General features: G+C 51.1%; 17 protein-coding genes. 6 read left to right on the forward strand and 11 right to left on the reverse strand.

Features of this window, described 5'->3' with window-relative positions; genetic code table 11:
• Positions 1 to 642: 642 nt before the first annotated feature.
• The 8 genes from ACJJJA_RS20820 to ACJJJA_RS20855 all read right to left on the reverse strand — a co-directional run bounded on the left by ACJJJA_RS20820 (position 643) and on the right by ACJJJA_RS20855 (position 7676).
• Positions 643 to 1425 (reverse strand): FTR1 family protein, encoded by a 783-nt coding sequence (locus tag ACJJJA_RS20820; protein WP_444903276.1) that lies wholly within the window; start codon positions 1423 to 1425, stop codon positions 643 to 645.
• Positions 1426 to 1435: 10 nt separating this feature from the next.
• The gene (locus ACJJJA_RS20825; protein WP_444887337.1) at positions 1436 to 1822 is read right to left on the reverse strand and encodes a cupredoxin domain-containing protein; all 387 of its coding nucleotides are present in this window, start codon (positions 1820 to 1822) and stop codon (positions 1436 to 1438) included.
• A complete protein-coding gene (locus ACJJJA_RS20830; RefSeq protein WP_444903277.1) occupies positions 1815 to 3158 on the reverse strand; it encodes an ATP-binding protein in 1344 nt (447 codons plus the stop codon). The genes ACJJJA_RS20825 and ACJJJA_RS20830 overlap by 8 nt, the downstream gene beginning before the upstream one ends.
• The gene (locus tag ACJJJA_RS20835; protein WP_444903278.1) at positions 3155 to 3871 is read right to left on the reverse strand and encodes a response regulator; all 717 of its coding nucleotides are present in this window, start codon (positions 3869 to 3871) and stop codon (positions 3155 to 3157) included. The genes ACJJJA_RS20830 and ACJJJA_RS20835 overlap by 4 nt, the downstream gene beginning before the upstream one ends.
• Before the next feature lie 98 nt (positions 3872 to 3969).
• Entirely contained in the window at positions 3970 to 4815 is an 846-nt protein-coding gene (locus ACJJJA_RS20840) for an SDR family oxidoreductase (RefSeq protein ID WP_444903279.1), read from the reverse strand.
• Between the two features lies 1 nt (position 4816).
• Positions 4817 to 5488 carry an iron-containing redox enzyme family protein gene (locus tag ACJJJA_RS20845; protein ID WP_444903280.1) on the reverse strand — a complete coding sequence of 224 codons (672 nt, stop codon included), beginning with the start codon at positions 5486 to 5488 and terminating at the stop codon, positions 4817 to 4819.
• Positions 5485 to 6963, reverse strand: a complete 1479-nt coding sequence (locus ACJJJA_RS20850) for an AMP-binding protein (RefSeq protein ID WP_444903281.1) — start codon at positions 6961 to 6963, stop codon at positions 5485 to 5487. The genes ACJJJA_RS20845 and ACJJJA_RS20850 overlap by 4 nt, the downstream gene beginning before the upstream one ends.
• On the reverse strand, positions 6954 to 7676 hold the full coding sequence (locus ACJJJA_RS20855) for a thermostable hemolysin (protein WP_444887343.1): 723 nt from the start codon (positions 7674 to 7676) through the stop codon (positions 6954 to 6956). The genes ACJJJA_RS20850 and ACJJJA_RS20855 overlap by 10 nt, the downstream gene beginning before the upstream one ends.
• Positions 7677 to 7991: 315 nt before the next feature.
• On the opposite strand from ACJJJA_RS20855, the gene ACJJJA_RS20860 reads away from it, so the two are divergent.
• Positions 7992 to 8834 (forward strand): universal stress protein, encoded by an 843-nt coding sequence (locus ACJJJA_RS20860; RefSeq protein ID WP_252083498.1) that lies wholly within the window; start codon positions 7992 to 7994, stop codon positions 8832 to 8834.
• A 78-nt stretch (positions 8835 to 8912) separates the two neighbouring features.
• On the opposite strand, the gene ACJJJA_RS20865 is transcribed toward ACJJJA_RS20860, so the two are convergent.
• Entirely contained in the window at positions 8913 to 10559 is a 1647-nt protein-coding gene (locus ACJJJA_RS20865; RefSeq protein ID WP_444903282.1) for an alpha-amylase family glycosyl hydrolase, read from the reverse strand.
• Between the two features lie 280 nt (positions 10560 to 10839).
• Here ACJJJA_RS20865 and ACJJJA_RS20870 point away from each other — a divergent pair, with 280 nt between their 5' ends.
• The 5 genes from ACJJJA_RS20870 to ACJJJA_RS20890 all read left to right on the forward strand — a co-directional run bounded on the left by ACJJJA_RS20870 (position 10840) and on the right by ACJJJA_RS20890 (position 18821).
• Positions 10840 to 11694, forward strand: coding sequence for a DUF3014 domain-containing protein (locus ACJJJA_RS20870; RefSeq protein WP_444903283.1), 855 nt, complete (start codon positions 10840 to 10842; stop codon positions 11692 to 11694).
• Positions 11695 to 12017: 323 nt separating this feature from the next.
• Positions 12018 to 14015: a DUF3857 domain-containing transglutaminase family protein gene (locus ACJJJA_RS20875; RefSeq protein WP_444903284.1), complete on the forward strand. Its 1998-nt coding sequence runs from the start codon at positions 12018 to 12020 to the stop codon at positions 14013 to 14015.
• A gap of 3 nt (positions 14016 to 14018) precedes the next feature.
• A complete protein-coding gene (locus ACJJJA_RS20880) occupies positions 14019 to 16202 on the forward strand; it encodes a hypothetical protein (RefSeq protein WP_444903285.1) in 2184 nt (727 codons plus the stop codon).
• A 581-nt stretch (positions 16203 to 16783) separates the two neighbouring features.
• The gene (locus ACJJJA_RS20885) at positions 16784 to 18466 is read left to right on the forward strand and encodes a VCBS domain-containing protein (RefSeq protein ID WP_444882932.1); all 1683 of its coding nucleotides are present in this window, start codon (positions 16784 to 16786) and stop codon (positions 18464 to 18466) included.
• Between the two features lie 55 nt (positions 18467 to 18521).
• Positions 18522 to 18821 carry a hypothetical protein gene (locus tag ACJJJA_RS20890; RefSeq protein WP_444882933.1) on the forward strand — a complete coding sequence of 100 codons (300 nt, stop codon included), beginning with the start codon at positions 18522 to 18524 and terminating at the stop codon, positions 18819 to 18821.
• Positions 18822 to 18972: 151 nt separating this feature from the next.
• Here ACJJJA_RS20890 and ACJJJA_RS20895 read toward each other — a convergent pair whose 3' ends face one another.
• Together ACJJJA_RS20895 and ACJJJA_RS20900 are read right to left on the reverse strand one after the other, a co-directional pair.
• The gene (locus ACJJJA_RS20895) at positions 18973 to 20493 is read right to left on the reverse strand and encodes a tryptophan halogenase family protein (protein ID WP_444882934.1); all 1521 of its coding nucleotides are present in this window, start codon (positions 20491 to 20493) and stop codon (positions 18973 to 18975) included.
• Positions 20494 to 20628: 135 nt separating this feature from the next.
• A complete protein-coding gene (locus ACJJJA_RS20900) occupies positions 20629 to 23496 on the reverse strand; it encodes a TonB-dependent receptor (RefSeq protein WP_444925250.1) in 2868 nt (955 codons plus the stop codon).
• Positions 23497 to 23789: the final 293 nt, after the last annotated feature.

Raw genomic sequence — 23789 nt, forward strand, 5'->3', positions numbered from 1 at the left:
AACTGTTAAGGTATGCTGACTGGCCTATCAGTGTCAGATACATATTTTTATTTATAAAATATACGATAAAACCACTATGTAGAAGACTTCATATTTTAAATTCTAGTAGTTAGTAGACCATGAATTTATCCAAAAAATGTATCATCACTTATGGCACAGTAACTATTAAGAGAAACTCTTACTATGTTATCTTTATTGTTTTAGCAGGATTAAGCTTGCTAACTTTATATATCGCTAATATCACGCTGGATCTTGATCCTGAGTGGGTTGTTCTCTGTGTATCTTCTATATTGCCCTCCACCTTAATTGGCCAAAGGGGACAGCTCTTCCCTGTGCAGACAAAAATAGACTTTAATAGAGAGATAGTGTTCATGAGAAGACTAACCCCATGAAAATGGAAGCCCATGTGTAGATTAAAATGGGGCCTAAAAGACCTATATATTTCAAGCTATATTATAAACACTAAGCACACACCAGCCGCAAAATTTAATACACTCTGTCTCAAAGCAGGATTGCGCGAATATGTGTTATTTGAAAACATGGATGATTCGGCCATAAGAATAAAAGACAATATTTACGAGAATTCCCCCAATAAGAAAAAGCGTAAATAAACCCACATGGAATAACTTATCTGCCCACTAGTTAATCTCTGGAACACCTATAATAAACACCCCCAAGCACGCACAGCATAAGAAAAATGCTGCCTGCGTAGACCATTACTTCCAGAGGGGTTGGTGTTGCTTCGTAACCAGCTATAGCAAAGAGTAGCTGCCCGGGGATTGAGTCCTCCCTTAATAGTTGGGAGCTATCCCAAAGGGGCTCTTGCCCAGGCAGTAAATTTGCTTGAATAAATAATTGCGCGGCCTGTAGGATCATTCCGGCAGCCAAGATAATGAGTAATATACAGGAAATCCCCAAAGAATATTTGGCTGGCAGGCTACATAAAAAATAATAAAGCAATGCACCTAAGCTATAGCCGATACCAGCACCTAGCAATGCTCCGATTATTACGGAGGGTAAGAGTGATGGGTGCAGCCAAAAGGAAGTAAGGTAAACATAAACTTCTGACCCCTCTCGCATAATCGCGAGTGTGACAGCCAGTAGCATAGCGCCTAGTATGATGGATAAATGGTATTGCTGCTTACGCCAGTTAAGTAACAACAAGGCGGTGACTATTATTAATAATATATAGATTATGATTAATATTCCGGCATTCACCAGTTCCTGGCCTGTACCACTTATTGCCTGGGAGACTCGCGCAAGGTTTTCACCATAGACGATTGCAGCCAATCCACCGAGCAATAGCGCGATATAAAACCAGCGGGCGCGAAGATCCAGCATTCGGGTAGTTGCCAATAGCACACTGAGCAGTATCGCCACCTCCAACACTTCCCGCAGTACTACCATTACAGAGGTTAATAACATAAGCCTTTCGCTACTGTGCGATAATTTTCCCCTGAGCCGTTATGGGATGGAATTCACCAAAAAACAGATATTCACCTGCTGGCAAAGGACCAATAAATAGTACTGCCTTGCTATTGCCCATGATCACTTTCTTTCGGTTGAGCTGGTAACTCTCAAATTCTTCTGGGGAGGCATCTCGATTGTAGATCACCAGTTTAATCTCCGTATCAGCGGGTACTATCAGCTCTGAAGGGTTAAAAAGATGGTTGTGGATTTCTAATTTCACAGTGGGTTTATTAGTATCTGGAGCGCAGGCACTGAATAAAATTGAAACCAAAATCCAAATGCCGGCAGCCAAAGCACCGCTCTTTTCCTGCTTGTTATAGCTTTTTTCTCGCCTTTGTAAGCAACTAAGCATCCTTGCTCTCCCTTGCTTTTTTAAAACGCACAGTTATTGAAAGCCCATGGCCAAAATGCGACTGGCCGAGTTCGATTGAAGCTCCGTGAAGCCGTGCGATATGCTGCACAATGGAAAGGCCCAATCCGCAACCGGGGGCAGTGCTCTGGTGGCGGTCGCCCCCCACTCGATAGAACCGTTCAAAAACCCTAGGGTACTCTTTCTCTGGAATCCCCGGCCCGGAATCCTCCACTTGTAGAAGAATATCCCCTCTGATTAACCGGGTACTCACTTGTACATGGCCCTCCTCAGGAGTGTATTTCGCCGCATTGCGCAGGAGATTTTTTAAAAGAATAGTCAGTGCGAAACGGTCGCCACGCAGAAATACCCTACCGCCCAGCAGTTCTACCTGTTGCTTTCTCTGGGCAAAGATCGGGTATTCCTCTGCCAATACCTCTCGTGCCAGGGCATGAAGATTGAGTATTTCAAAGCGCGCCGGGTAGTGTTCCGGTGTAGTGCGGAATAAATCCAGCATTTGCTCTACCAGGTGCGCCATACGCTGAACACTATCTTCCAACTTAACCAGACTCTGGGGCATTACTGTTTGCCCTGCCCCCTCAAAATCATTCTCCAGATTATGCGCGTGTACCTGTATGGCGGCGATGGGCGTGCGCAGTTCATGGGCAGCATCGGCGGAAAAACGTCGCTCGCGCTCAAAAGAGGCCTGCAGGCGCGCGAGTAACGCATTAATGGATTGCACCACCGGGAGCAGTTCCTGTGGGGGGCTACCCTCTGACAGTGGTGTCAGGTCTTCGGCGCGTTTGCTATGCAGGTCTTCGGCGAGTTTGCGCAAACTGGAAAGGCCGCGCCCCACTACAAACCAAATCAGCAACCCGGCAATCGGTAGGCCCAACAGTATCGGTAGTACTGCGGCAATCGCCAATTTTTCTGCCAGTTGGTAACGCAGGTCAGATCTCTCGGCAACGATAATCCAGTGGCCATTATCGGGAAAGTATTCTGCGAGACTGCGCCAACGATAGCCCGAGAAATTTATTTCCTTAAAGCCAACGGCAAATTCACTGAGGGGTTGCTTCGGGGCATCGGCGGAGCGCACCAGTAATTTCTTATCCTCCGACCACACCTGCATCACCATAGCCTCGGGCTGGGCCACCACCCGCTCGGCCCCTGTTGCCACCGGCATATCTGCCAATAACCTGGCGGAGGCGCTTAATTGGCGGTCAAACAGACGCTGCGCTTCCGCCATGGTATCGCGGTAGCCGTGCAGCGCCGAGACAAAATTGACCAGCATGATGATGCTGAGCAACGCGATCAGCAGAAAAATACGGATAGATTTCATGCGCCGCCAGTCGCTTCCAGTTTGTAGCCAACGCCGCGAATGGTCTGAATAAACTCTGGATAGATTTTTTTGCGTAAATTGTGGATATGCACATCCACAGTATTGCTGGAAACCTCCTCGCCCCAGCTGTACAGCTTATCTTCCAGCTGTTCGCGACTGAGAATATGGCCCGGGCGCTCGGCCAAGGCGCGCAGCAGGCTGAATTCCCGTCGCGACAGTTTTATTTCCTGCCCAGCCCTGGCCACGGTATGGCTGGATAAATTAATGGCCACATCGCCAATCAGGATTTCCGCACTGAGACCGCTGCCACTGCGCCTTTCCAGAGCACGCAGGCGCGCCAGTAGCTCGTCTACCGCAAAGGGCTTGGTTAGATAGTCATCGGCACCGGCATCCAGGCCCTGCACTTTAGAGGGGAGATCATCGCGGGCGGTGAGAATCAATACCGGCGAGCGAATCGATTTTGCCCGCAACCATTTCAACACCTCCACACCATCCAGGTCGGGCAGGCCCAGATCGAGAATAATCACATCCGGTATCGCCGCCTGTGCCAGAGCAATGCCCTCACTGCCGCGGGCCGCGTGATCAACGGCATAGCCCCCTCTCTGCAGGGCGGTGACCATCCCCTCGGCCAGGGATTGGTTATCTTCGATCAGCAGGATGCGCATTGGCCTGGGCTCTTCAGCAATGAAAACAGGTAAGGAGAGCGCGGGCAACGCCCTCCCCCACCGCCAGAGCATAGTGCCTTTGCCGGGGCAGTGGGTGGCGTGGGAGCGGTTGTTGAATTGGTTGTTGAATGAGCAGGCCGGCGCGCTCAAAGCGCGCTGGGAGCCGTCTTATCCTGTACTGTTGGCGGAGTTTCCCCGCGGGCAAATTGGCGAACCAGGGGCAGTTTCTTTGCCAGCGCGCTATCTACCAGAGAGGGCAGGAGCGCATTGACCTTGATAAACAGGCGTTCGGGCCAGCCGATAAAGCGTCTGCGGGCGTGTTTACTCTGGAGCAGACGCAGACATTGGGCGGCGACAAATTGTGGCGAGTCGGACTTGTTACCGAGTGCCCGATTCAAGTCGTTGACTGCGTCACTGTTGAGAGGGGTATCCACCGCCCTGGGCGCCAGGTAGTGCACACGTACCTTACTGTCCGCCAACTCCCGGCGCAGGGTTTCAGTAAAGCCGTGCAGCCCCGCTTTACTGGCACCATAGGCCCCAAAGCCCGGATGACCGATATGACCAAAGGCCGAGCCGATATTAATAATCGCGGCGCCTTCGCTACGTTGCAGTATTGGCAGCAGGTCGCGGGTCAGCGCCATGGGCGCGATCAGGTTGGTATGCAGCAGTTGACTGAGTTCCGCGTCACCAATATCGCTGAGCAGGGAAAAGGATGCGATACCGGCATTGTTGATCAACACATCCACACCAGCCGGTAATTGCTTGCAGCTGCGCAACAGCTCGGCGCGAGCGGCCCCGTCACACAGATCGGCTACCAACACCTGGTGCCGGTCACTGTGAGGTAGCTCCGCTTTTATCTGCTGCAGGCGCGCGGCATTGCGCCCCTGCAGTAGCAGCCGGTGGCCCTGCTCGGCGAGCAGACGACTGATGGCACCACCAATTCCGCCGCTGGCGCCGGTGACCAGCACCGTGAGCGTTTCTTTTGCTGTCATATCAAGCGGCCTCCTGCACGTTAAAGGGGTTGTCCAGTTCGCGGAAAATATCCCCATACAGGCGGTACATAACCCGCGAGCAGTGTAGGATCGCGGCCTGGTCATCGGGATTATCGATACGATTCATCAGCCCCTTGAAGAAGTCCACATGGCCGATATCCAGATCGCCGTGAGAGAGCAGATAACTGAACGCTTTGTTTGGCAGTCCGTGGGTTTTCTGAATGGCGCGCGCGGCTTTAGTGGCCACGGCGGTACTGGTGCCTTCAAGCACATGCACCATGCCGAAAAAGCTGAGAGGGTTGCCGCGGGCGATATTGTCATAGGCGTAGGACACCATCAGTTCGGTACTCAGGTTGGGGCGGCCGTTGCGCACCGCTTCCGCATCGCCGCCACAGGCGGCAATATCGTTGAGCACCCACTCCTGGTGACCGGTTTCCTCCTCGATATATTCCGCAACCGCCTCGCGCAACCATTCCTGGTGCTGAGTCAGGCGACTACCACAGGCCATCAGCAGAGGCACCGTGTGCTTGACGTGGTGATAGGCCTGAGTGAGGAAGGCCACATATTCCTGCAAGGCAATCTCACCCCGTGCGGCGCGCTGGATAAAAGGTACCTCCATCAGAGACTGGCGGGCGTCGGCAGTTTGCTGTTCAAGAAGATTGTAAAAACTCATGAGGAGATACCTCCATAAAGGCTATCGATAGAATTTTGGAACTGCGCGGCGATACGATCGCGTCGCGGGCGGCCGTTGGCGGTGAGCAAGCCATCGGCAAACGTTAATGGCGCCGGCAGTGCGGTCCAGGTGCGCACCTGGGCGTAATCCGGCAATTTGCGATTCACCGCCTGCAACCAGCTGTCGAGCTGCTCGCGGCTGCTGCCGGGACGTGCAAAAATCAGGGCGGCACAGTGGGGGCGAGCGTCGCCGACCACCACGCACTGTTGCACTATCGGCTCCAGCAGTACCTCGCTCTCAATCCACTCCGGCGAGATATTGCGCCCAAAAGCGCTGATCAGGATGTTCTTGCAGCGCCCGGTGATGTGCAGAAACCCTTCTGCGTCTAACTCCCCCAAATCACCGGTGGCGAGCCACTGGCTTTCACCACCCTCGGCACTATCCAGGTAACCCAGGTAGCGGGGACCACGCACCATCACCTCGCCATCGCGAATGGCGATATCACAGTGAGACAAGGGCCTCCCCACACTGCCTGGGCGATCGGCGCCGGGCACGTTCAGCGCAACCACCGAGCCACATTCGGACAAGCCGTAGCCTTCATAAACCGGCAGGCCAAGACTGCGCGCCTGCAACAACAGCCGGTCCGAGACCTTACCGCCGCCCACGGCGACAAAGCGCAGTGAGCTCGGCGGCTGCCAGCCGTTGCGCTCACTGTGTTCCAGCAGCGCTTTCAGCATCTGCGGCAGCAGGATCACACTGTGGGGGCGATACTCATCGATACAGCTCGCCAGCTGGGCTACATCCAGCCCCGAGCTGCCACTGAGGCCCAGGCGCGCCGTAGTCGGCACCACCACCTCACCACCACGCAGCCAGCTACTGTAAGCCCCGGCCACGTTTTCCAGCAGGGTGGCCAGAGGCAGCAGGCACAGGTGCACACGATTGCCCTGAGGCTGCAGTTGCCGTGCCAGTACATTGGCGGTGGTGAACTGGGTTCGGGCTGACAAACAGACACCGCGCGGCGTGCCGGTCGAGCCAGAGGTAAAAGTAATTTTGGCAGTGTGTTCCGGCAGCGCCGCTGTCGCTTCCGCATGGATATCGATCAGGGCCATACCGGCCAACTCAGCCCGCGCCTGCCCCACCATTTCGAGCGCGGTAAAGCGTTCGCAGCTATCGCTCAACAGGGCCTGCATGCCACTCACGCGCAGGGTATGTGTCAGCTGCTGCTGGGAAAAGAAAACTGGCAGCGGCACCAAAGTGATCTGCGCTATCTGGCAGGCCAGATCCACCAACAACCAATTGGGACCATTGTCGGCGTAGAGCCCCAGCACGCGGATATCGCGCGCCTGCAGGTCCTCGGCGATTTCCTCGGCGGCCGCCAGCAGCTGCCCATAGCTGAATGTGCACTCCTCGCCCCGCAGCGCCAGCTGTTCAGGGTGATTCACAGCCTGCTGGCGAATTTGATCTATCAGTTGCATAGATTGGCCCCTCCCGCCGAGGTTGTGAGCACAGGCGACATGGCCTGCGCCGAAGGGCGACAGGCCAGCAGAGTCTCGCGGGTGCGAGGATTTGCCAGCAGGGCGCGGTGCTCGGCGACCATATCGATGGCGGTCACCGCCGGGGCCGACTCGTAATAACGACCCCACTCGTCCAGGTTATCCCCCAGACGCCGGCCGTCTGCTTCACATAAAACCGTCTGCCGACCCACTAATTTCTGCAATAGGCCACGCACTTCCGCAGTCGCGGTATAAATGGCCCAATGCACACCGGCGGCGGCAAATAATTCAAACAACATTAGGAACAGCATCTGGCTGCCACCGCGGCTGGTAGAGATCAAATTGCCGATTTCGACAATCTCCGTACGTTTTACCGAGCCCCCACTGAAGGCGGCAATCTCCTGTTCCACCGGATGGTCGAGATACTGTTCCAGGAATAGAGATCCGCTATCGGCGCGGCGTAGCCCGAGGGCACTACTGAACGCGCTCTCCTGCCAGGCGGATAACAATAGCGGGGCAAACTGGTTCACCTGCGCACCATAGGTATCGGCAAACTTCTGCGCGATAAATCCCTGCACCCGGCTGTGGCCTGCCTGCCCTATACGGGTCAGATCGAAATCCAGTTTGCGCCGCCGCAGCTTGCGCTTGGGCAACGCACTCTGGTCCAGGTATTGATAATGTCTTTGTAGCGCCATTGAAAACCCTCTTTGGGAGTGTCACGGCGAGAGTCTACGGAGACAAAATTAAGGCAAACTTAAGAAACGCTGGAAAAACTCGCCAAGTACCCCCCCCCCAGGCAGTGCTTGCCAAACCGGCGGCAGGTCTTGATCTGGCTCAATACGGACTTTCTCCTTTACTTCATCATGCGCCGCTAGCAAGGCCTATCTGGCGCGCTTTTCCTCGTATTGAGACGACAAATTCCCCGCGCCAGAGCCTCTCCGTGATAACTTAGACCCAGGAGTCAACTGCATAAGGCAGGGACCAGAAAGACCCATTGATCTGGAGGAAAGATGGAGCAGCAAAACACCGTATTCGTGGTCGTGGACCCCAACGATGACAGACATGTGGCCCTGGAACGCGCCCTGACCACTTCCCGCGGGCGCAAGCCCCAACCCCGTTTGGCAGTGTTTGTCGCGGTGGATGGCGAGGCAGTAGATACCCGCGCGGTGAACGACCACCTATTCCGCGATGAATCCTGGTTCCGCGAGCAGATCCGCGAACCTATCTCCGAGGCCGGTCTCTCCTGCGAGATTACTGTGTGCTGGTCCAGCGACTGGCAGGCGGCCATTGTGCAGGAGGCCAAGCGCTGCGATGCGGAAATGATCTACCTGCCAGTGCACAAGAAATCCAGCCGCCGCTTTACCTTCGCTGAATCCAAATGGCGAGTGCTGAAAACCGCACGCTGCCCGGTGGTACTGATTCGCCCCGGCGCCAAGGCCGAGCGCAAAGTGGTGCTGGCCACCGTCAACTATCAGGCGAAGACCCTGGAACAGCGCCAGCTAAACCGCCAGATCAGTGAGCGCGCCACCTATATTGCCGGCCACTACGGCGCCGAGCTGCACCTGGTAAATGCCTATCTGGACTCCATGCGCTATCCAGATCGCGGCGCCCTGGCCAAGCTCGCCGATAAAACCGGCGTACCCACGCACCGTATTCATGTGAAGCAGGGCTATACCAGCGATGTAGTGGAAGCGGTAGCTAAAGAAGTTGATGCGGATTTGGTGGTAATGGGCACCCTCAACCAGTTCGGTGAAACCGGCTCGCTGTTGCGCGGTAATACCGCCGAGCGGGTGATCGGCCAGTTGGACGTGGATGTGATGGTGTGCAACCAGTTCACCAACACGGAAGTGTAAATCCCGCTCGAAACTTCTGCGAAAGCCCGGCAATCATTTGCCGGGCTTTTTCTTTCTCGGGCCGGTTAAAAACCAGGACTACTTTGATTTAGCTGAAAGCAGCAACAGATCCCCACCGGTATTAAAAGTCACACTGCCACCCTCAACTTGTGCACGCTCACCGGAATAGTAATCTGTTAACACCGTACCATCGGTAAACACACCTTTTACAGAAATGCGCTTCTCCCCACGGGGCAGCTCCATTGCCACCACTACCGGCTGCTCCCCCGCTAAAGTGCGAGCAAAAGTGTAGGGGTTATCGGCGAGTTTCTTGTGCACACCAGCGCCCACGGCGGGGTGTGCGCGGCGGAACTGACCGAGCTTCTGCCAATGGGTGAGCAGTGCATGGGTTTCAGCTTTTTTCAGATCACCCCAATTCATGGGGCTGCGCATGGCCGCATCGCCAAAAGCGCGGGCATCGGTCATGGGGCGCGCCAGCTCATCGCCGTAATAAATTTGCACCGCCCCCGGTGCCAGCATCAGTTTACTGGCGGCAATGCGGGTCTGCTGGCGCTCGCGATCGAAGGAGTGGTGGTCGTCGTGAGAGCCCAGATAATTGAGCACCCCCAAGCCCTTTAACGCACCAGAATTCAATGCGCTGGAATAACTGGAGAAAATTTTCTCCGCGGGCTCGCCGGCCACCTGGGCAAAATCGAAGTTGATCAGACTATCGAAACCATACTGGTAAAAATCCACTTGTTGATCGCTGTAATCGTAAACACGACCAACGGTGGGACCATAGTTATTCACACCAAAGTGATAAACCTCACCCAGCATAAAGAAATCGCGATCATCGAGTTTTTGCTGTGGATGTTTTGCTTTCCACTCAGCCAGAGCCAGATCCGCCTCTTTTTTCAGAATTGCCCAAGCTTCGGGCTCGACATGTTTTACCGTGTCCACACGAAAGCCATCCACACCGTATTCCCGCACCCAATCGGTCAGCCACTTGATCAGATAGTACTTGGGCGCGCGCGGATAGCCGGTGCGCTCGAAAAATGCATCCAGCTCACTCAGTTCCTGTTGCAAGCGGCCCTCTCGCTGCCACTTATCCACAAGCTGCGGCGGCAGCGCCACGGGCTTATCGCTCTCGGTGAGGATATCGGTGAGGTTGGCGTGGATCGCACACTCCACATTACCGGCGTAATCAGACCAATCGCACTGCGCGCCTTTGCGCAACCAGCTGGCGGGCCACTCCGGGTCCTTTGCGGTTATCGGGCCGGTGTGGTTGAGAATCACATCGAGTAACACACGAATACCGCGCTTGTGCGCAGCCTCTATCAGCTCCGCTAACTCGGCCTCAGTGCCAAAGTTGGCATCCACTGCGGTCCAGTCTTTGGGCCAGTAGCCGTGGAAGGCATAGGTGCGCTTGTCAGAGTCATTGTGACCGTGGATATTCTCAATGACCGGAGACATCCAGATAGCATCTACCCCCAGATCGTTGAAATAGCCCGCCTCAATTTTTTCGATCACCCCACGCAGATCGCCACCGGCGAATCCGCGCAGATGGGCCCCGTCATCCTTGCGCCCGTAGGGAAAGTCATTGCCCTTATCGCCGTTATAAAAGCGGTCCGGCAACATAAAATAGATGGTAGCGTTACGCCAAAAGGGATCAATTGGCCCCTCGGCCGCCGCTGCCTGAACAGCTCCCAGAAACAGACCTATTAATAAGCTGGTAAATTTAACCATTGCTCTCTCACTTATTCGCCGCGCACATTTTCACCAGCCAACTCTAATCGGCAATGGGATTCCTACATCCTCCCAAGTGGGGGCGTAGCCAGTACTTGTTTTCGTCACTTTCGCAAACAGCAGACGCACAGGATTTTCGCAATAGGCAAAAAGCGAAGCAAATCCCCTTTGCGACCGGCTGCGGCGGAGAGTAAGGTAAAACCCAGACACCACGGAGAAACCGAAGGGCTTTGCCGTGGTCAAAGGGTCACATTCTGATAGCAGCAAAAGGAGGCAGGGAATGTCGGAACAACAGTCTAGGCATGGGTGGATCATCGGAATTATTGTGGTGATCGTCGTCGCCGCGGCAGCCTATTGGCTGTGGACTGGCGAGGAAAAAAAGAAAGAAGTTCCCCCTACCAAAATTATTGAAGAACCCCAAAGCACCCCGAAGCCAGAAACTCTGGAGCAACCCCAGGAACAGGCCACCACGCCTGAACCTCAGGAACCCGCTCCGGTGGAAGAGCCCAGCAGGGAACCACCGCCTCCACTCAATGAGAGCGACAAGGCCGCTTATGACGACCTGATGAGCCTGGCCCCAGACAACGCCCTGTCGCGCTGGTTGGTAAACGATGAGGTGATTCGCAAATGGGTGGCTGCGGTCAACTCCGGTGCGCGAGGAAACCTGATCCACAAGCACCGCCCACTGAAAACCATACGCGGCCCTATTGTTGTTACCGGCTCCTCGATAGAGGGCTACCAATTGTCGCCGGACAATTACCGTCGCTACGATAAGCCTGTGCGACTGTTCGCCTCAATGGATACCGATACCGCAGTGGGCCTTTACCAGTACTGGTATCCGCGCTTGGCGCAGGCCTATGGCGAGTTGGGCATGCGCAATAAAACCTTTCACCAGGTGGTGATTGAAGCCATCGATAAGGTACTGGCAGCCCCTGAAGTTGAAGGTCCTATCAAGCTGGTGCGCCCATCGGTCTACTTTAAGTTTGCCGATCCCAAGCTTGAAAAACTGCCCGGTGTACAAAAATTAATGATTCGCATGGGCCCGGATAATGCCGCGCGAGTGAAGGAAAAACTCAAGGAACTGAGGCAAAAATTGGAGGCCATGCCGGTTAAGCAGCCAGAACAGTCCCAATAATCTCTCAAAGATCACCGGGCCTTTACAGAGAAGGGCTCGGTGATACCGACTCTTCCACTTCGTCGTTTATACCCCCACACAGATCAACCTCTTACTCAATATATTCTGTCTCGGGCATAGGGTATATTTACCGGCACACTTGGCGGTTAACGGAGTACCGTCACCCAGCGCTGTTCCAAGATTTACAGGCAGCGCTTGAGAAGCTCAGGAGGAGCTACCGGTTTGCTGGGGCCAACCGGTAATTACCTGCATTTCAGCTTTAGCTCCCTCGGTATCCTAATCAGGGCTTATTAGCGCCCATTGCAAAACTATTGAGGCTCACCTTGAAATATCGCTTCCCCGGCCAACTGCTGGCCGCCGCACTCATCCTTGTCACCTCACTCGCACAGGCAGCCCCAGAACTCTTATTCAGTACTACTCCCGAGTGGGTGGAAATATTAGAACCAGTAGAGTCAAAACGCCCATCGCAAGGCAGTGTGCGGGTGCACCTATCCAACTCCCAGCTTCGCCACAGGGGAAAAGAGCAACAGTATTACTTTCAGATCGTGGTCGAACCCCTGAATCAGCAGGGGGTCAGTGAAATTGCCGAGCTGAACTTCAGTTTCTATCCGGCCTTCCAAAGGCTGCAGGTGCACGATATCAGTGTACAGCGTAACGGTGAGCATCTAGATCGCTTGCAAAAGGATGGTTTCAAGCTTTTCCAGTCTGAGCAGGAACTCTCCAATAAACTCTACTCCGAACAATGGAACGCGCTGTATATACTGGAAGATATTCGCCCCGGCGATATTATCAGCTACGCCTATACCATTGAGGGCAGCAACCCGATTTTTGCCCGTAGTGATTTTGGCCGTTTGTACCTCTCCTGGCCTCAGGCAGTAGATCGTCGTTTTGTAAAAATTAGCAGCGACAAGAAGCTCAATTACCGATTTAACAAGCGCGAATATTCTGTCCAGCAAAGTCACCTGCAGGACAATCACACCTATACCATCGATCTGCGCGATGTGGCCGGAGTGCCGATGGAAAGTGAATATCCATATTGGCACGATCCGCTCAATTATTTCCAATACTCCAGCTATGACAACTGGGGACAGGTTAATGACTGGGCCCAGAACCTTTATCAGATCGATCGCACACTACCGGAGTCATTAAAAAACAAACTGGATAACTGGCGAGCGCAGCTGGGGTTGGAGGCGGCAGTCAGCAAGGCGATCGAGTATGTACAGGAAGATATTCGCTATTTTGGCATTGAACTGGGTATCAATTCCCACCAACCCAGAACACCCCAGGAAACTCTGGAGAAACGCTACGGGGACTGTAAAGATAAGGCCCTACTGCTGACCAGTATGCTCGCCCACTTGGGGGTACAATCCTATCCCGCCCTCGTGTCCTCCTCCCGCGGGCGGGATATCGGCAAGGATATTCCCTCCCCGGAGACTTTTAACCATGTGATAAACCTGATCGAACTGAATGACCGGGAATACTGGGTGGATGCCACGGCTTCAGGCCAGGGGATTGATATAGAGAGCAAAGGCTTTTTCAACTATGAATTGGCACTCCCTATTGCAAAGCATACCAACGCGCTAAAAACCGTAAACCCAAGTACGGAAAGTGTTGCCAATCTAAGTGCTCGTATCGAAGAACAATACGATATCAATGCGGCAGAAAATCGTGCGGAGCTCCAGGTAAACTCCCGCTTCTCTCATCGTAAAGCAGAGCAGGTGCGCCAGTTCTTCCTCTCTGCAGACACAGAGCAAATCAAAAATAGCTACACCAATTTTATTGCCGGATATTATCCGGGAGTGAACACCAGCCCCGAGATCACCTACAAAGACAGCCTACAGGAAAACCAGCTAGTGGTATCCGAGCACTATCAAATTGGTGACTTTGCCCAGATAAGTTCCGCACGTAAGATATTTTCCCTGTATGGTTCCGCCTTGGTACCCTATTTATCCAAGCCTCAGCACCCCATTCGTCAGAGCCCGCTGGCCCTGACACACCCCGTGGATATTCAGCAGAGTGCAAGGGTGAATATTCAAGGGGAGTTGCTCTGGCAGGAGGAATTGGGCACAACCACGATCGATAATTCCTGGTTCAACTTCACTCGCAGCGCCAAACTGGAGAACAGTGCCCTCCAGGTGGTCTACAACTTTAAATCCAAAGTCGATCATGTAGAGCCACAGGAGGTGCCTGAATATTTAACCGAGTTCAATAAGCTCGACAGAGCGCTGCAATATAAATTCTGGGCCAAAGGGGAAGCTTCTTCCAAACGCAATAAGAGCCAGGAAATGAAAAACCTGATTAAATCTTTGATCAGGAAGTAAGCCATGAAGAAGCTGCTTTTTGTTCTCACTCTATTACTGCTGGCCTCCTGTGCCTCGCAATCAACAATACATACACCGGTCGATCCCTTACAGGACTTGACCCGACAAGTGGTACTCGCACCCGAATCTGTGCAATACCCCATTTATTGGAGCGAGTACCTAAAGTCTCCTCAATCTCTCAATTCACTAGAAGCGCAGGGGCGTTACCAGGCAGAAATGACTGCGCTAGAGACAGGCAAAAAAAGCTGTGCAGAGGTAAATTGGCAAGAAGTTACCCAGCTCAATAGTATTTCTCTGCTGCCGCACCTGAGTGCCACAGAGTGCTATGAGTCCATTGGTAATGACGAACTCGCCAGCTACCACCAAAATATTTTTAATTTTATTGCCAGAGGAATACTGTCAACGCGCAGAGGTGATACTTTCTATAGCGCTTATGAAGTGGCCAGCTGGGGCGATGCCGAAGACCTGCTCAATATTTCCGGTTTTGAAATACTCGATAGCTATTTTGAATTTGCCGCGAGTCGCAGTGGTCTATACCGGGTTTACAATGTACGAGACCCCAATAACGGAAAAGTCCGAAAAATTTATTTTGACAATAACCGTTTTCTACATCGCTTGCTCGATATCCAATACCCATTCGCGGGTCTCTCCGATGCCCTATATAAAAATATACTGCTACCTCTGGCAGATTCTGACTACTCTGCTCTACACGCTGTAGGCCAGGTTCAAGAAGCCGAAGGGAATTTCCAGCAGGCCGAACAAACGTACTTGAAAGCCATTGGCATGGGCTCGCTCACTGCCAATATCAGCCTTGGTAATTTGTGCCTTGAGGGTAACAGTACAAAGTTCGCAGTGGATGAATGCGCACAACTCTTTGTTGCCGCCGCAGACCTGGGGCTGCAGGAAGGCAAAATTATGCTTGCCTATATCACTACCATCGGCCTGGGAATAGAAGTAGACACGGAGTTGACCAGCCAGTTATTGGCAAGCGCAGCGGAAACCCTACAACGGGGCGAAGCCGAGTACGCAATGGCCTTGCTATTAGCATCTGATCAATACGATATGCCAAGAGCTGACTTGGCAGCACATTACCTGCAGCTTTCCGCAAAGCAAGGCTATGCCCCGGCACTACTAGAGCAGGCGGGCACCCACCTAAAAGATAAGCCTGGGCAACAGAAAATTTTCACAAACCTGATCAGCCAGGCGGCTAAAGAAAACTATCCTCCAGCGCAGTATTACTATGGCAAGTACCTGCTTGAAGTGACAGACGAAAATCAAAGCCATCAAGGCATGTATTTTCTACAACAATCCGCAGAGGCCGGCTTTCCCGCAGCCTTATATCTAAGGGGAAAAATTAAAGAAAATGGTCTCTACCAACAACCACAAGATGCACTTTCTGCGCTGAAAGACATCGAAGCAGCAGCCCTTCGTTGGCACTTGCCTGCACAATTACGTATGGGTCTATTCAACTCCAGAGGAAAAATTGTACGAACCGATCACGATCGTGCCTATGGCTGGTATGCCCTCTGTGCAAAAGTAAACAATCTCGATTGTGTAACCAACCTAGGTTATGCCTCCGCTCTAGGTGTGGGTGTTAAACAGGATTACCAGCGCGCAGCTAAAATCTACCAATATGCCGCAAGCCAGGGATCCACAAGAGCCAGCTACAATCTTGGTTTACTCTACCAAAATGGTCAGGGAGTGGGCCAAGATCTACAGCAGGCTAAGACTTACCTGACGCAAGCCGCCGAAGCAGGTTCTGTCGATGCAATGAATGCCCTCGGGCTTTTATATCTTTCTCAAGATACGGATCAGCTGAATTATGCTGAAGCACTAGCATGGTTTGAGCGCGCCTCTATACATAACTCTAAGTATGGTTTCTATAATCAGGGGCGCATGTATGAGAAAGGACTAGGCGTAGCCGCCAACAGTGAACGAGCCCTAAGTCATTACCGAAGCGCTTCCGAGCTTGGGCATACCGGCGCCTCCCTAAAACTGGCCAAAGCATATAGTGCGGGAGAGATCACAAATTATGACCTTAAAATGGCCCTGCATTATTTAAAATTGGCCACAGAACAAAGTGGCAACAAAACCATAAAAACGACTTTGCAAAAGTGTCAAAGATCACAATATTGCAACCAAATAGAAGTCGCAGAGTTAATAAGTCTCTTGTCTACTGAAGAATAGTCACTCAAAACACATCTAGAATAAGTGACCAAAAAGAGTTTGGTCACTTTACTCCCCTCTTAGAACATTATTGACACTCAAGTGAAGCATTGCATATTTCTTGCACACAAATTCAATTAAATGCATGAGTACAGACTCAGAACAAAATTTTATTTCGCGGAGTAATATGTGTTTTATTCATACTATGGATATCCAGAATTTACCCGTGTCATAGCTTTCCGTAGAAACCTCAAATATTTATCTGACTTCACAGAATAATAAGCTGGCCTCCCTATAATTCGGTCCGAATTATACCAAATGTAATCGAATCGATCGGGACAGACATGAACGAGCCATTAAAGTTACTTACAGCCATAAGTTTATCCGCTTTTCTTACAGCCTGTGGAGGGGGAGGGGGAGGCTCCGATAATGACAGTAACAATGGTGGCAACCCTGTAAGTGGTGATACAAGTACAGGCACAGACACAGACACAGACACAGACACAGACACAGACACAGACACAGACACAGACACAGACACAGACACAGACACAGGCACAGACACAGACACAGACACAGACAGTGATAAGGACTCACCAGGAGTGATCACTGGCGGTGAAGGGATTGTCACTGAAGATATAAAAACCTCAGCTTCCGGCCAGTTGAGTGATAGCTCTAAAGCCAATCAAAATTTTGAGGAATCAGATCTTCAGGGAAAGTATGGCAACCTCAAAGTTTCCTCAGATGGCAGTTGGAACTACTCTCTAAATAGTAAACTTGCTGATCCACTAAGTGCTAATGAAATTGCCACAGATAAGTTCACAGTTGGTTTTGGCAGTAACGAAGAAACCACTACCATAACCATATCCATAACTGGAACTGATGATCCCTATACATTTGATCCAGGTTCACCTCTCGCAAAAATGGTTGTAGATAGTAGGGAGCACGCTCAAGGAATTATGATAATAGAGGATATCGATGGCGATACTCCGAAATTTGTCGAAGGCACCTTCTCTGGCAATTATGGCGAATTTAAAGTTTCCAATAACGGAGGCTGGGATTACACTCTTAACAACAACACTAATAACCTGAAAGAAGGTGAAACAGTAGAAGATACCATCAAATTCCACTTAACGGATGGTATAGAGCAGTCGGTTACGTTTACTGTAGCTACTATAGATCCGACAGAGAGCAGCATTGTATTTATTCTAATGAACTTCTCCGATGGGGCTGCAACAGACCAAGGCGATCTTACTCATATAGCTAACACTGTATTCAATGATGTAGATTCACTCGATAACGCTTATAGAGAAAACTCTTTCGGACAACTCAAGTTCCTTCGCCATCGTGTCAAGGATAAGTCATTACAGCACTATTGTTACGGTGAGCAAGGCAAGGAAGAAACTTCACTGGATTGCATCGTCTTCGACATTCCCGATAGTGAAAATGGCGGAATCTTGAGTATAGAAAATGCTGTTGCCCGAGCACAGGCCGGCCAAGAAGGGGAGTATACAGATGGTGGCTTTGAATGGCGTGATAAGGCTTATCAATGGGCAACAGACAATCTTTTTGATGAGAATGGCAAACCCCTAAATCTGCGCAACTGGCGTCATCAAGTTTTTATTTACCCAAATGCATCTTACAGAGCAGGTCTTGTCGGTGCAGGCATCGCCAGTGTCGGAGGTGGTATGAGCCTGGTCGCTTCCTTCTCTGATCAAAATGTTATGGGACATGAATTAGGTCACAATATTGGCCTCAGCCATGCAGGCCTCGACAGTAATAATGATGGAGACACTAACGACAGTGGTGATAGCGAATACGGTACTGATGGCTCCCTCATGGGCAACCGATCCCAATCAAGATTATTTGGCAGTGCTCACCGAGAGTATATGAAATGGTATGATCTCTTTCCTGAGTACACCAAAACTGTTGAGCAAGTTGTCCCCTCCTCCCAGGATTTAGAATTAGAAGCCATTGAATTAACAGCCGGAGAGCTTTCCGGCTCTCTGCCTCAACAGCTAAAGATAGAAAGCGCTGGCAGCCAAAATGGCGGAAATCATTATTACGTCAACTATCACATAGCTCACGATATACTTAACCCACGATCACAATTTGAAGGTTCAGTAACCGTTCATTATCTTAATGGTAGAACATCCAACCATGTTGCTGTACTTAAACAACCAGGTGACAGCTTTACCGACTCAAAAATTGGGCTCTCAATTACATATAAATCTAAGAACTCTTCCAGTAAATCAGCTGTTGTTAATGTAAGCTATGGACAATAGTTTCTGAGCAACTTGACCTACTCCAATCAGAATGGTTATTAAAAGGATAAATATTATGTTAAGAATTTTTACACTGATCGCGGGGTTGACTCTCACTTTCTTTGCTCAAGCAGAAGAGGTTGTAACTGGAACCCTGGAGGAAATCATCTCTGAGGATTTTGAGACTGGGAAAGTAGAAAGACGCTTCGCCTTGAAAGATGAGCAAAGTGGCCACTACTATTTTATTGAAGTAGATGAATTAAAACGCAAGGGCATGAAATCTGGAGACCGAATAAAGATTCGTGGTGAGCGTGGCGAAAGGCGTATGCTACACATCAGGGAAACACAGAAACTTAAAGCCGAAGGAGAGGAATAATCCGGATGGCTTACCCTAACAGCAAACCAGTGCTTGAGTTTCTTTAGCAAATTATTTTTAGATCGTGAAAGTGGAATCGTAACCCCAAGCACTTACTTCTTATCGACTTTTAGCCCTGCCTATTGCAGGGCTTTTTACACTTCCCATTAATTCAGCCACCTCCTCCCAACGACAACAAATGAAGCTGCTGCAAATGAGACTTAAAATTAAGGGCGCAACGGCGATTAAAATCCTTGATCTCCTTAATTTTATATTTATGTGCGAGTTCATTCCCCGATCGTAATTGCTCCTGGCTCGGATAAACACCCTTCCCGGTCAACAGGCAATTCCAGGATACATTCGGGAAATAGACATCCAGTTTTTGATCCAGTAGCTCATCAGTAATATTCTTGCCTGCTATCCAGGACATCAAGATTGAACGCAGGGAGGGAGATATCTTTTCATTAGTGCCATTGGCAATCCAATAATCTGTATCTGTTCTCGAACTAATACGGTAGTGACAGACGATATAGTCCCGCACCGCATCAAAACGAGCGCTGATACGATTATTAAAGTCATCTCTATACTTATCTGTATGATCACCATTGTTATAGGCCTCTATAAAGCGCACAACAGTCTCCTGAACCATATCCAACGCCGTTGCCTCCAAAGGCTCAATAAAGCCCTGAGAGAGCCCCACCGCCAAGCAGTTCTTGGCCCAGTGTTGGGCAACCCGTCCCACCTTGAACTTTAATCTACGCGCCTCGACATCACTGTCCAACAACCCCAAGTGAGCGCGAAATTCCGTTTCTGCCTTGTCATCGTCGACAAAGCGAGAGCTGTAAACATAGCCGTTGCCATTGCGATTAGTCAGCGGGATTTTCCAGGCCCAGCCATATTTCATTGCAGTAGAAATAGTGTGCGGTGCATACTCCCTTTCCTGGTCTGTAGCAAATACAACCGCAGAGTCGTTAAACAGACTCTCAGCACTGCTGATAAAAGGAACTTTCAGGGATTGTTGTATAAGATTTCCACGGAAGCCGGAACTGTCCACATACAGATCCGCTTTGAGAACCTCACCGTCAGTAGTTTTCAGGTGATCAATATTCCCCTGTGCATCGAGCATGGCACCAGCCACTGTCGCCACCTTATAGCGAACCCCTTTTTTTTCGGCAACACGCCGCAGGAACTGGCCCAATAAACCAGAATCAAAATGGTAGCCATAGGCAATTTCAAAAGGGAAGTTTTCCGGCGCGACTGGAGATAATTTTTGCCGGATCATCTCAGTTGCTAGAAAGAAGTGGTCCGGGTGTCCCTCCAAGTCAACACCTTTCCTGCGCAGGTAACTATTATGAAAAAATGCCGGAATAGTAAATTGGTCCGGCTGGCCGACAAAGGGATGAACATACTCGGTAAAGCCCGGCTTAACCGACCAATCCCTAAAAGTAATTCCGACTTTGTAAGTAGCGTTGCAGGCAGGCATCCACTCCGATTCGCTAACCCCTATAGTCTCCATAAAACCTTTTAGTGGCGGAGTTGATCCCTCCCCCACACCGATAATCCCAATATCCGGTGATTCCACCAGGGTGATTTCAAACCCTTTATTCTGCCAATGGGTCGCCATCAGATTAGCGGTTATCCAGCCAGCGGTACCCCCGCCAAGAATAATTATTTTTTTGCGTTGATTGCTCATGGCGACTCTCAATAACTCGGCACCGCACTTATTGTCGGTCCCTTTAACATTTCAAAAAAAAACCGCCCGGCAAGCGTAGCTCAGCGGGCGGTCTCTTATCACATCTTCGGTTTACACCGAAAGAATCAGCGATACTTAGTAGCTATAGTTCAAGCCGAGGTAGAACTGACGCCCAAACTCAGTGTATTCACCGAGGACGCCATCTACTCCGTAGGATTTCACATCAGCTTCATCAGTAAGATTGTTTGCTGAGAAAATCACATCGATACCGTTATCAAATGCATAGGATATCTGTGCATCGACAGTGGTATAGGCTTGTGCTTCCACAGGTGTTGAGCTACCTGGTACCGGCATATTCAGGATAAATTCATCCCGATAGCGAACATTGACGTGGGAGCTGAAATTACCGATGTCCCAGAATACTGTAGTGCTCCAGACATTTTCAGAGAGGCCCGGCAACGGCAGGTTTTCACCATAGAGGTTACCGCCACTCACTTCGGTTTCACTCTCAGTATATGAATAGCTGGCGGTCATACCCAAGCCAGCCCAAATACCCGGCAGCTGATCAAAGGTTTTGGTACCCGCAAGCTCGATGCCTCGAATATAACCACCCTTGTCGTTGTTCACGTAAGTTTCGAAGGCGCCGGCTTCCAGACCAACGGGAATTTCAATACCCAGGGAATCAAACAGTGCCGTTCGATCAGCCTGGCTGTCCAGGTAGATATACTGCTTTTCTACCAGACTTTCGATATCTTTCCAGAAAATGGCTGCAGTTACCGCGCCGCCATCTTCGAAATAGTGCTCGTAAGCCAGGTCAAACTGGTTTGCACGGAAAGGATCTAGGTAGGGAGAACCCTTGGTCCAAACGTTGTACTCCGTAGCGCCATCGTTGTTAACACTGTTCCAGGAGCCAGCGCCGCCCTTCAGCTGCCCAACCGGCGGACGGCCCATCACTTTAGCTGCAGCAAAGCGAATGTAGTCCTGCTCGGTCAGCTCAAAGTTTAAGTTAAGGGAAGGCAGGGTGTCTGTGTATTCGGGGCCGTACTCAACATAGTCGTAGCTATCTGAAGTTACACCCACGTCATCAGTAATTTCGATACCATTGCCAGCACCCACATTTTGGATACCGCTGGACTTCACATCGGTTTCAACAACCCGTACACCGAAATTACCAGTTACTGGAATACTACCCAACTGGGTTTCGATATTGGCCATCAGGTAGTAGGCAAAAACTTCCTCTTTCACAGCACCGGACTCAACGAAAGTCCAGTCCTGGCTAAATACCTTTTTACCTTCGTAATTACCGGCACCAAAAATACTGGAAGCCAGGGCATCCATATCGTTGACTACGAATTGGGGTATCCCATTGGTAGATTCAATGCTGACATAGCCGTCCAGTAGTTGCGGCTCACAATCGATGTCGGACAGGTTATCCGCACAGTAGTCATTGAATTGACCATCGCGGCTACCATAAAGGAAAGCACCACGCTCAGAATCGAAAGTACGCTCAGAGACACGGAATCCAGTCTCTATAGAGGCAATGGCTCGCCACTCCAAGTCAAACTTGTAATCGAACTTGAAGGCTTCAACTTTATCGGTGTACTCGTGGGGGTACTCTTCGTAGCGCGACAAACGCATGGTATCCAGATCGGTGAAATCTACACCGGAGAAAACGCCTGAGGGAATACCATCACCATTAAGGGAATAGGCAAAGCTCTGCCCAGCAGCTTCTTCCCAGGTCTCTAAGTTCCCATTGTCATCGTAGGTCAGGTCATAAGCGTGCATGGATACAATCTGATCCTTGCGCGTCTTGGTGCCCTTACTGTAGGAGTAGTCAACGGCCAGAGTGTGGCGGTCACCAAAATTCCACTCCAGGTTCAGGCCAATACTATCGCTGTCCGCCTGAGTGGATTGATCCTCAGAGCGGGATTCAAACCAGGGGCTGGAATCGTAAACAGTTTTTGGATCGGTAATAATTACCGTTCCATCGGTAACCACTCCGCCGTTTACTTCGGTATCGGAAAGGGTATACATGTCTGTATTGGCCAGGCCACCAACCGTAATACCGTGGCGAGTATCCACACGCTCAAAGTCAGATTTGAAGTAATCCAACTGGGCCTTGAAACCATCGGTAGGCTCAAAAACGACGCTGGCCAGGTAACCATTACGAGTATCGGTACCATCACCGGACTGCCATTGGAATGCGCGCGGCAAAGCATCTGCGCTGCCGTCACCATCGTAATCGCTTGCCGGCGGTTCATAACCGATCTGGGCGTCTGCACCCGTGCGGGATTTTACAAAGCTATTCGGCTGTTCGAGGTGGGAATAACCCAGGGCTACGCCCACCTTGTCATCCATAAATTTACCCATGTACGACAGCGTGACGCGCTCACCGAATTCGTCGGCACCGACATCGTCTGCTGCGTCGTTAAACGACATACGCACATTGGCATTAAAGTTGTGTTCTTTCTCGGCGTCGAGAGGATTGGCTGTTTTCAGCTCTACAGAGCCCGCTACACCACCTTCGATATGAGAGGCTTTCGGAGTCTTGTAGACCGCTGCCTGATTAATCAGCTCAGCTGGGTACTGGTCAAAAGATATCCAGCGAGTACTTTCGGTATAACCACTGGTAGAGGCCTGCTCACGACCATTCAGAGTGGTCTGCAGGAAGTCGCCGTTCATACCGCGGATATTTAGCTGTGAGGACTGACCGTTGGATCGCACGGTGGTCACGCCGGGCAGGCGGCCCAGGGCATCGGCGATTGATTGGTCGGGAAGAGATGACAGAGCGCCCGCATCTACCACATCGGCCACAACATCGGCGGCGCGCTTGGCTTCAACGGAGTCCAAAACGCTGGTGCGAATACCGGTAACTGTTACTTCTTCCAGTGTTTCCTGCTCCTGCGCATAGGCCCCAACCGAGGTGGACACGGAGGCCGCGATGGCAGCAGATAGCAAAGTGGGTCTGAGCACCCCTTTACCTTTATTGGATAGACTCATCATCTTCTCCCTGGACTTATCGTTATGTTGAGACCCTGCATCCTAGGGCGGCCCCTAATCCATAACATCCTCCCCTGAGGGGGGAGGAGGTGGGAGAAACTGTGACTGCTGTCACGCAGCTATGCCGCTTAATTGTACGCGATAGAGTTAACGTAAAAGATACCTGACAGAAAAGGCGAAAAAGGGATTTATAGCTTCAACACTGTGAAACCTCCTGGAGGCTAGGAGTAAGGGGGTCCTGAGTATCCTCTCAACTATTTTTGTAGCGCCCCTGAAATGGTTGATCTCCTCTTTTC

Source organism: Microbulbifer mixtoriginis (SeqCode), from assembly GCF_052466865.1.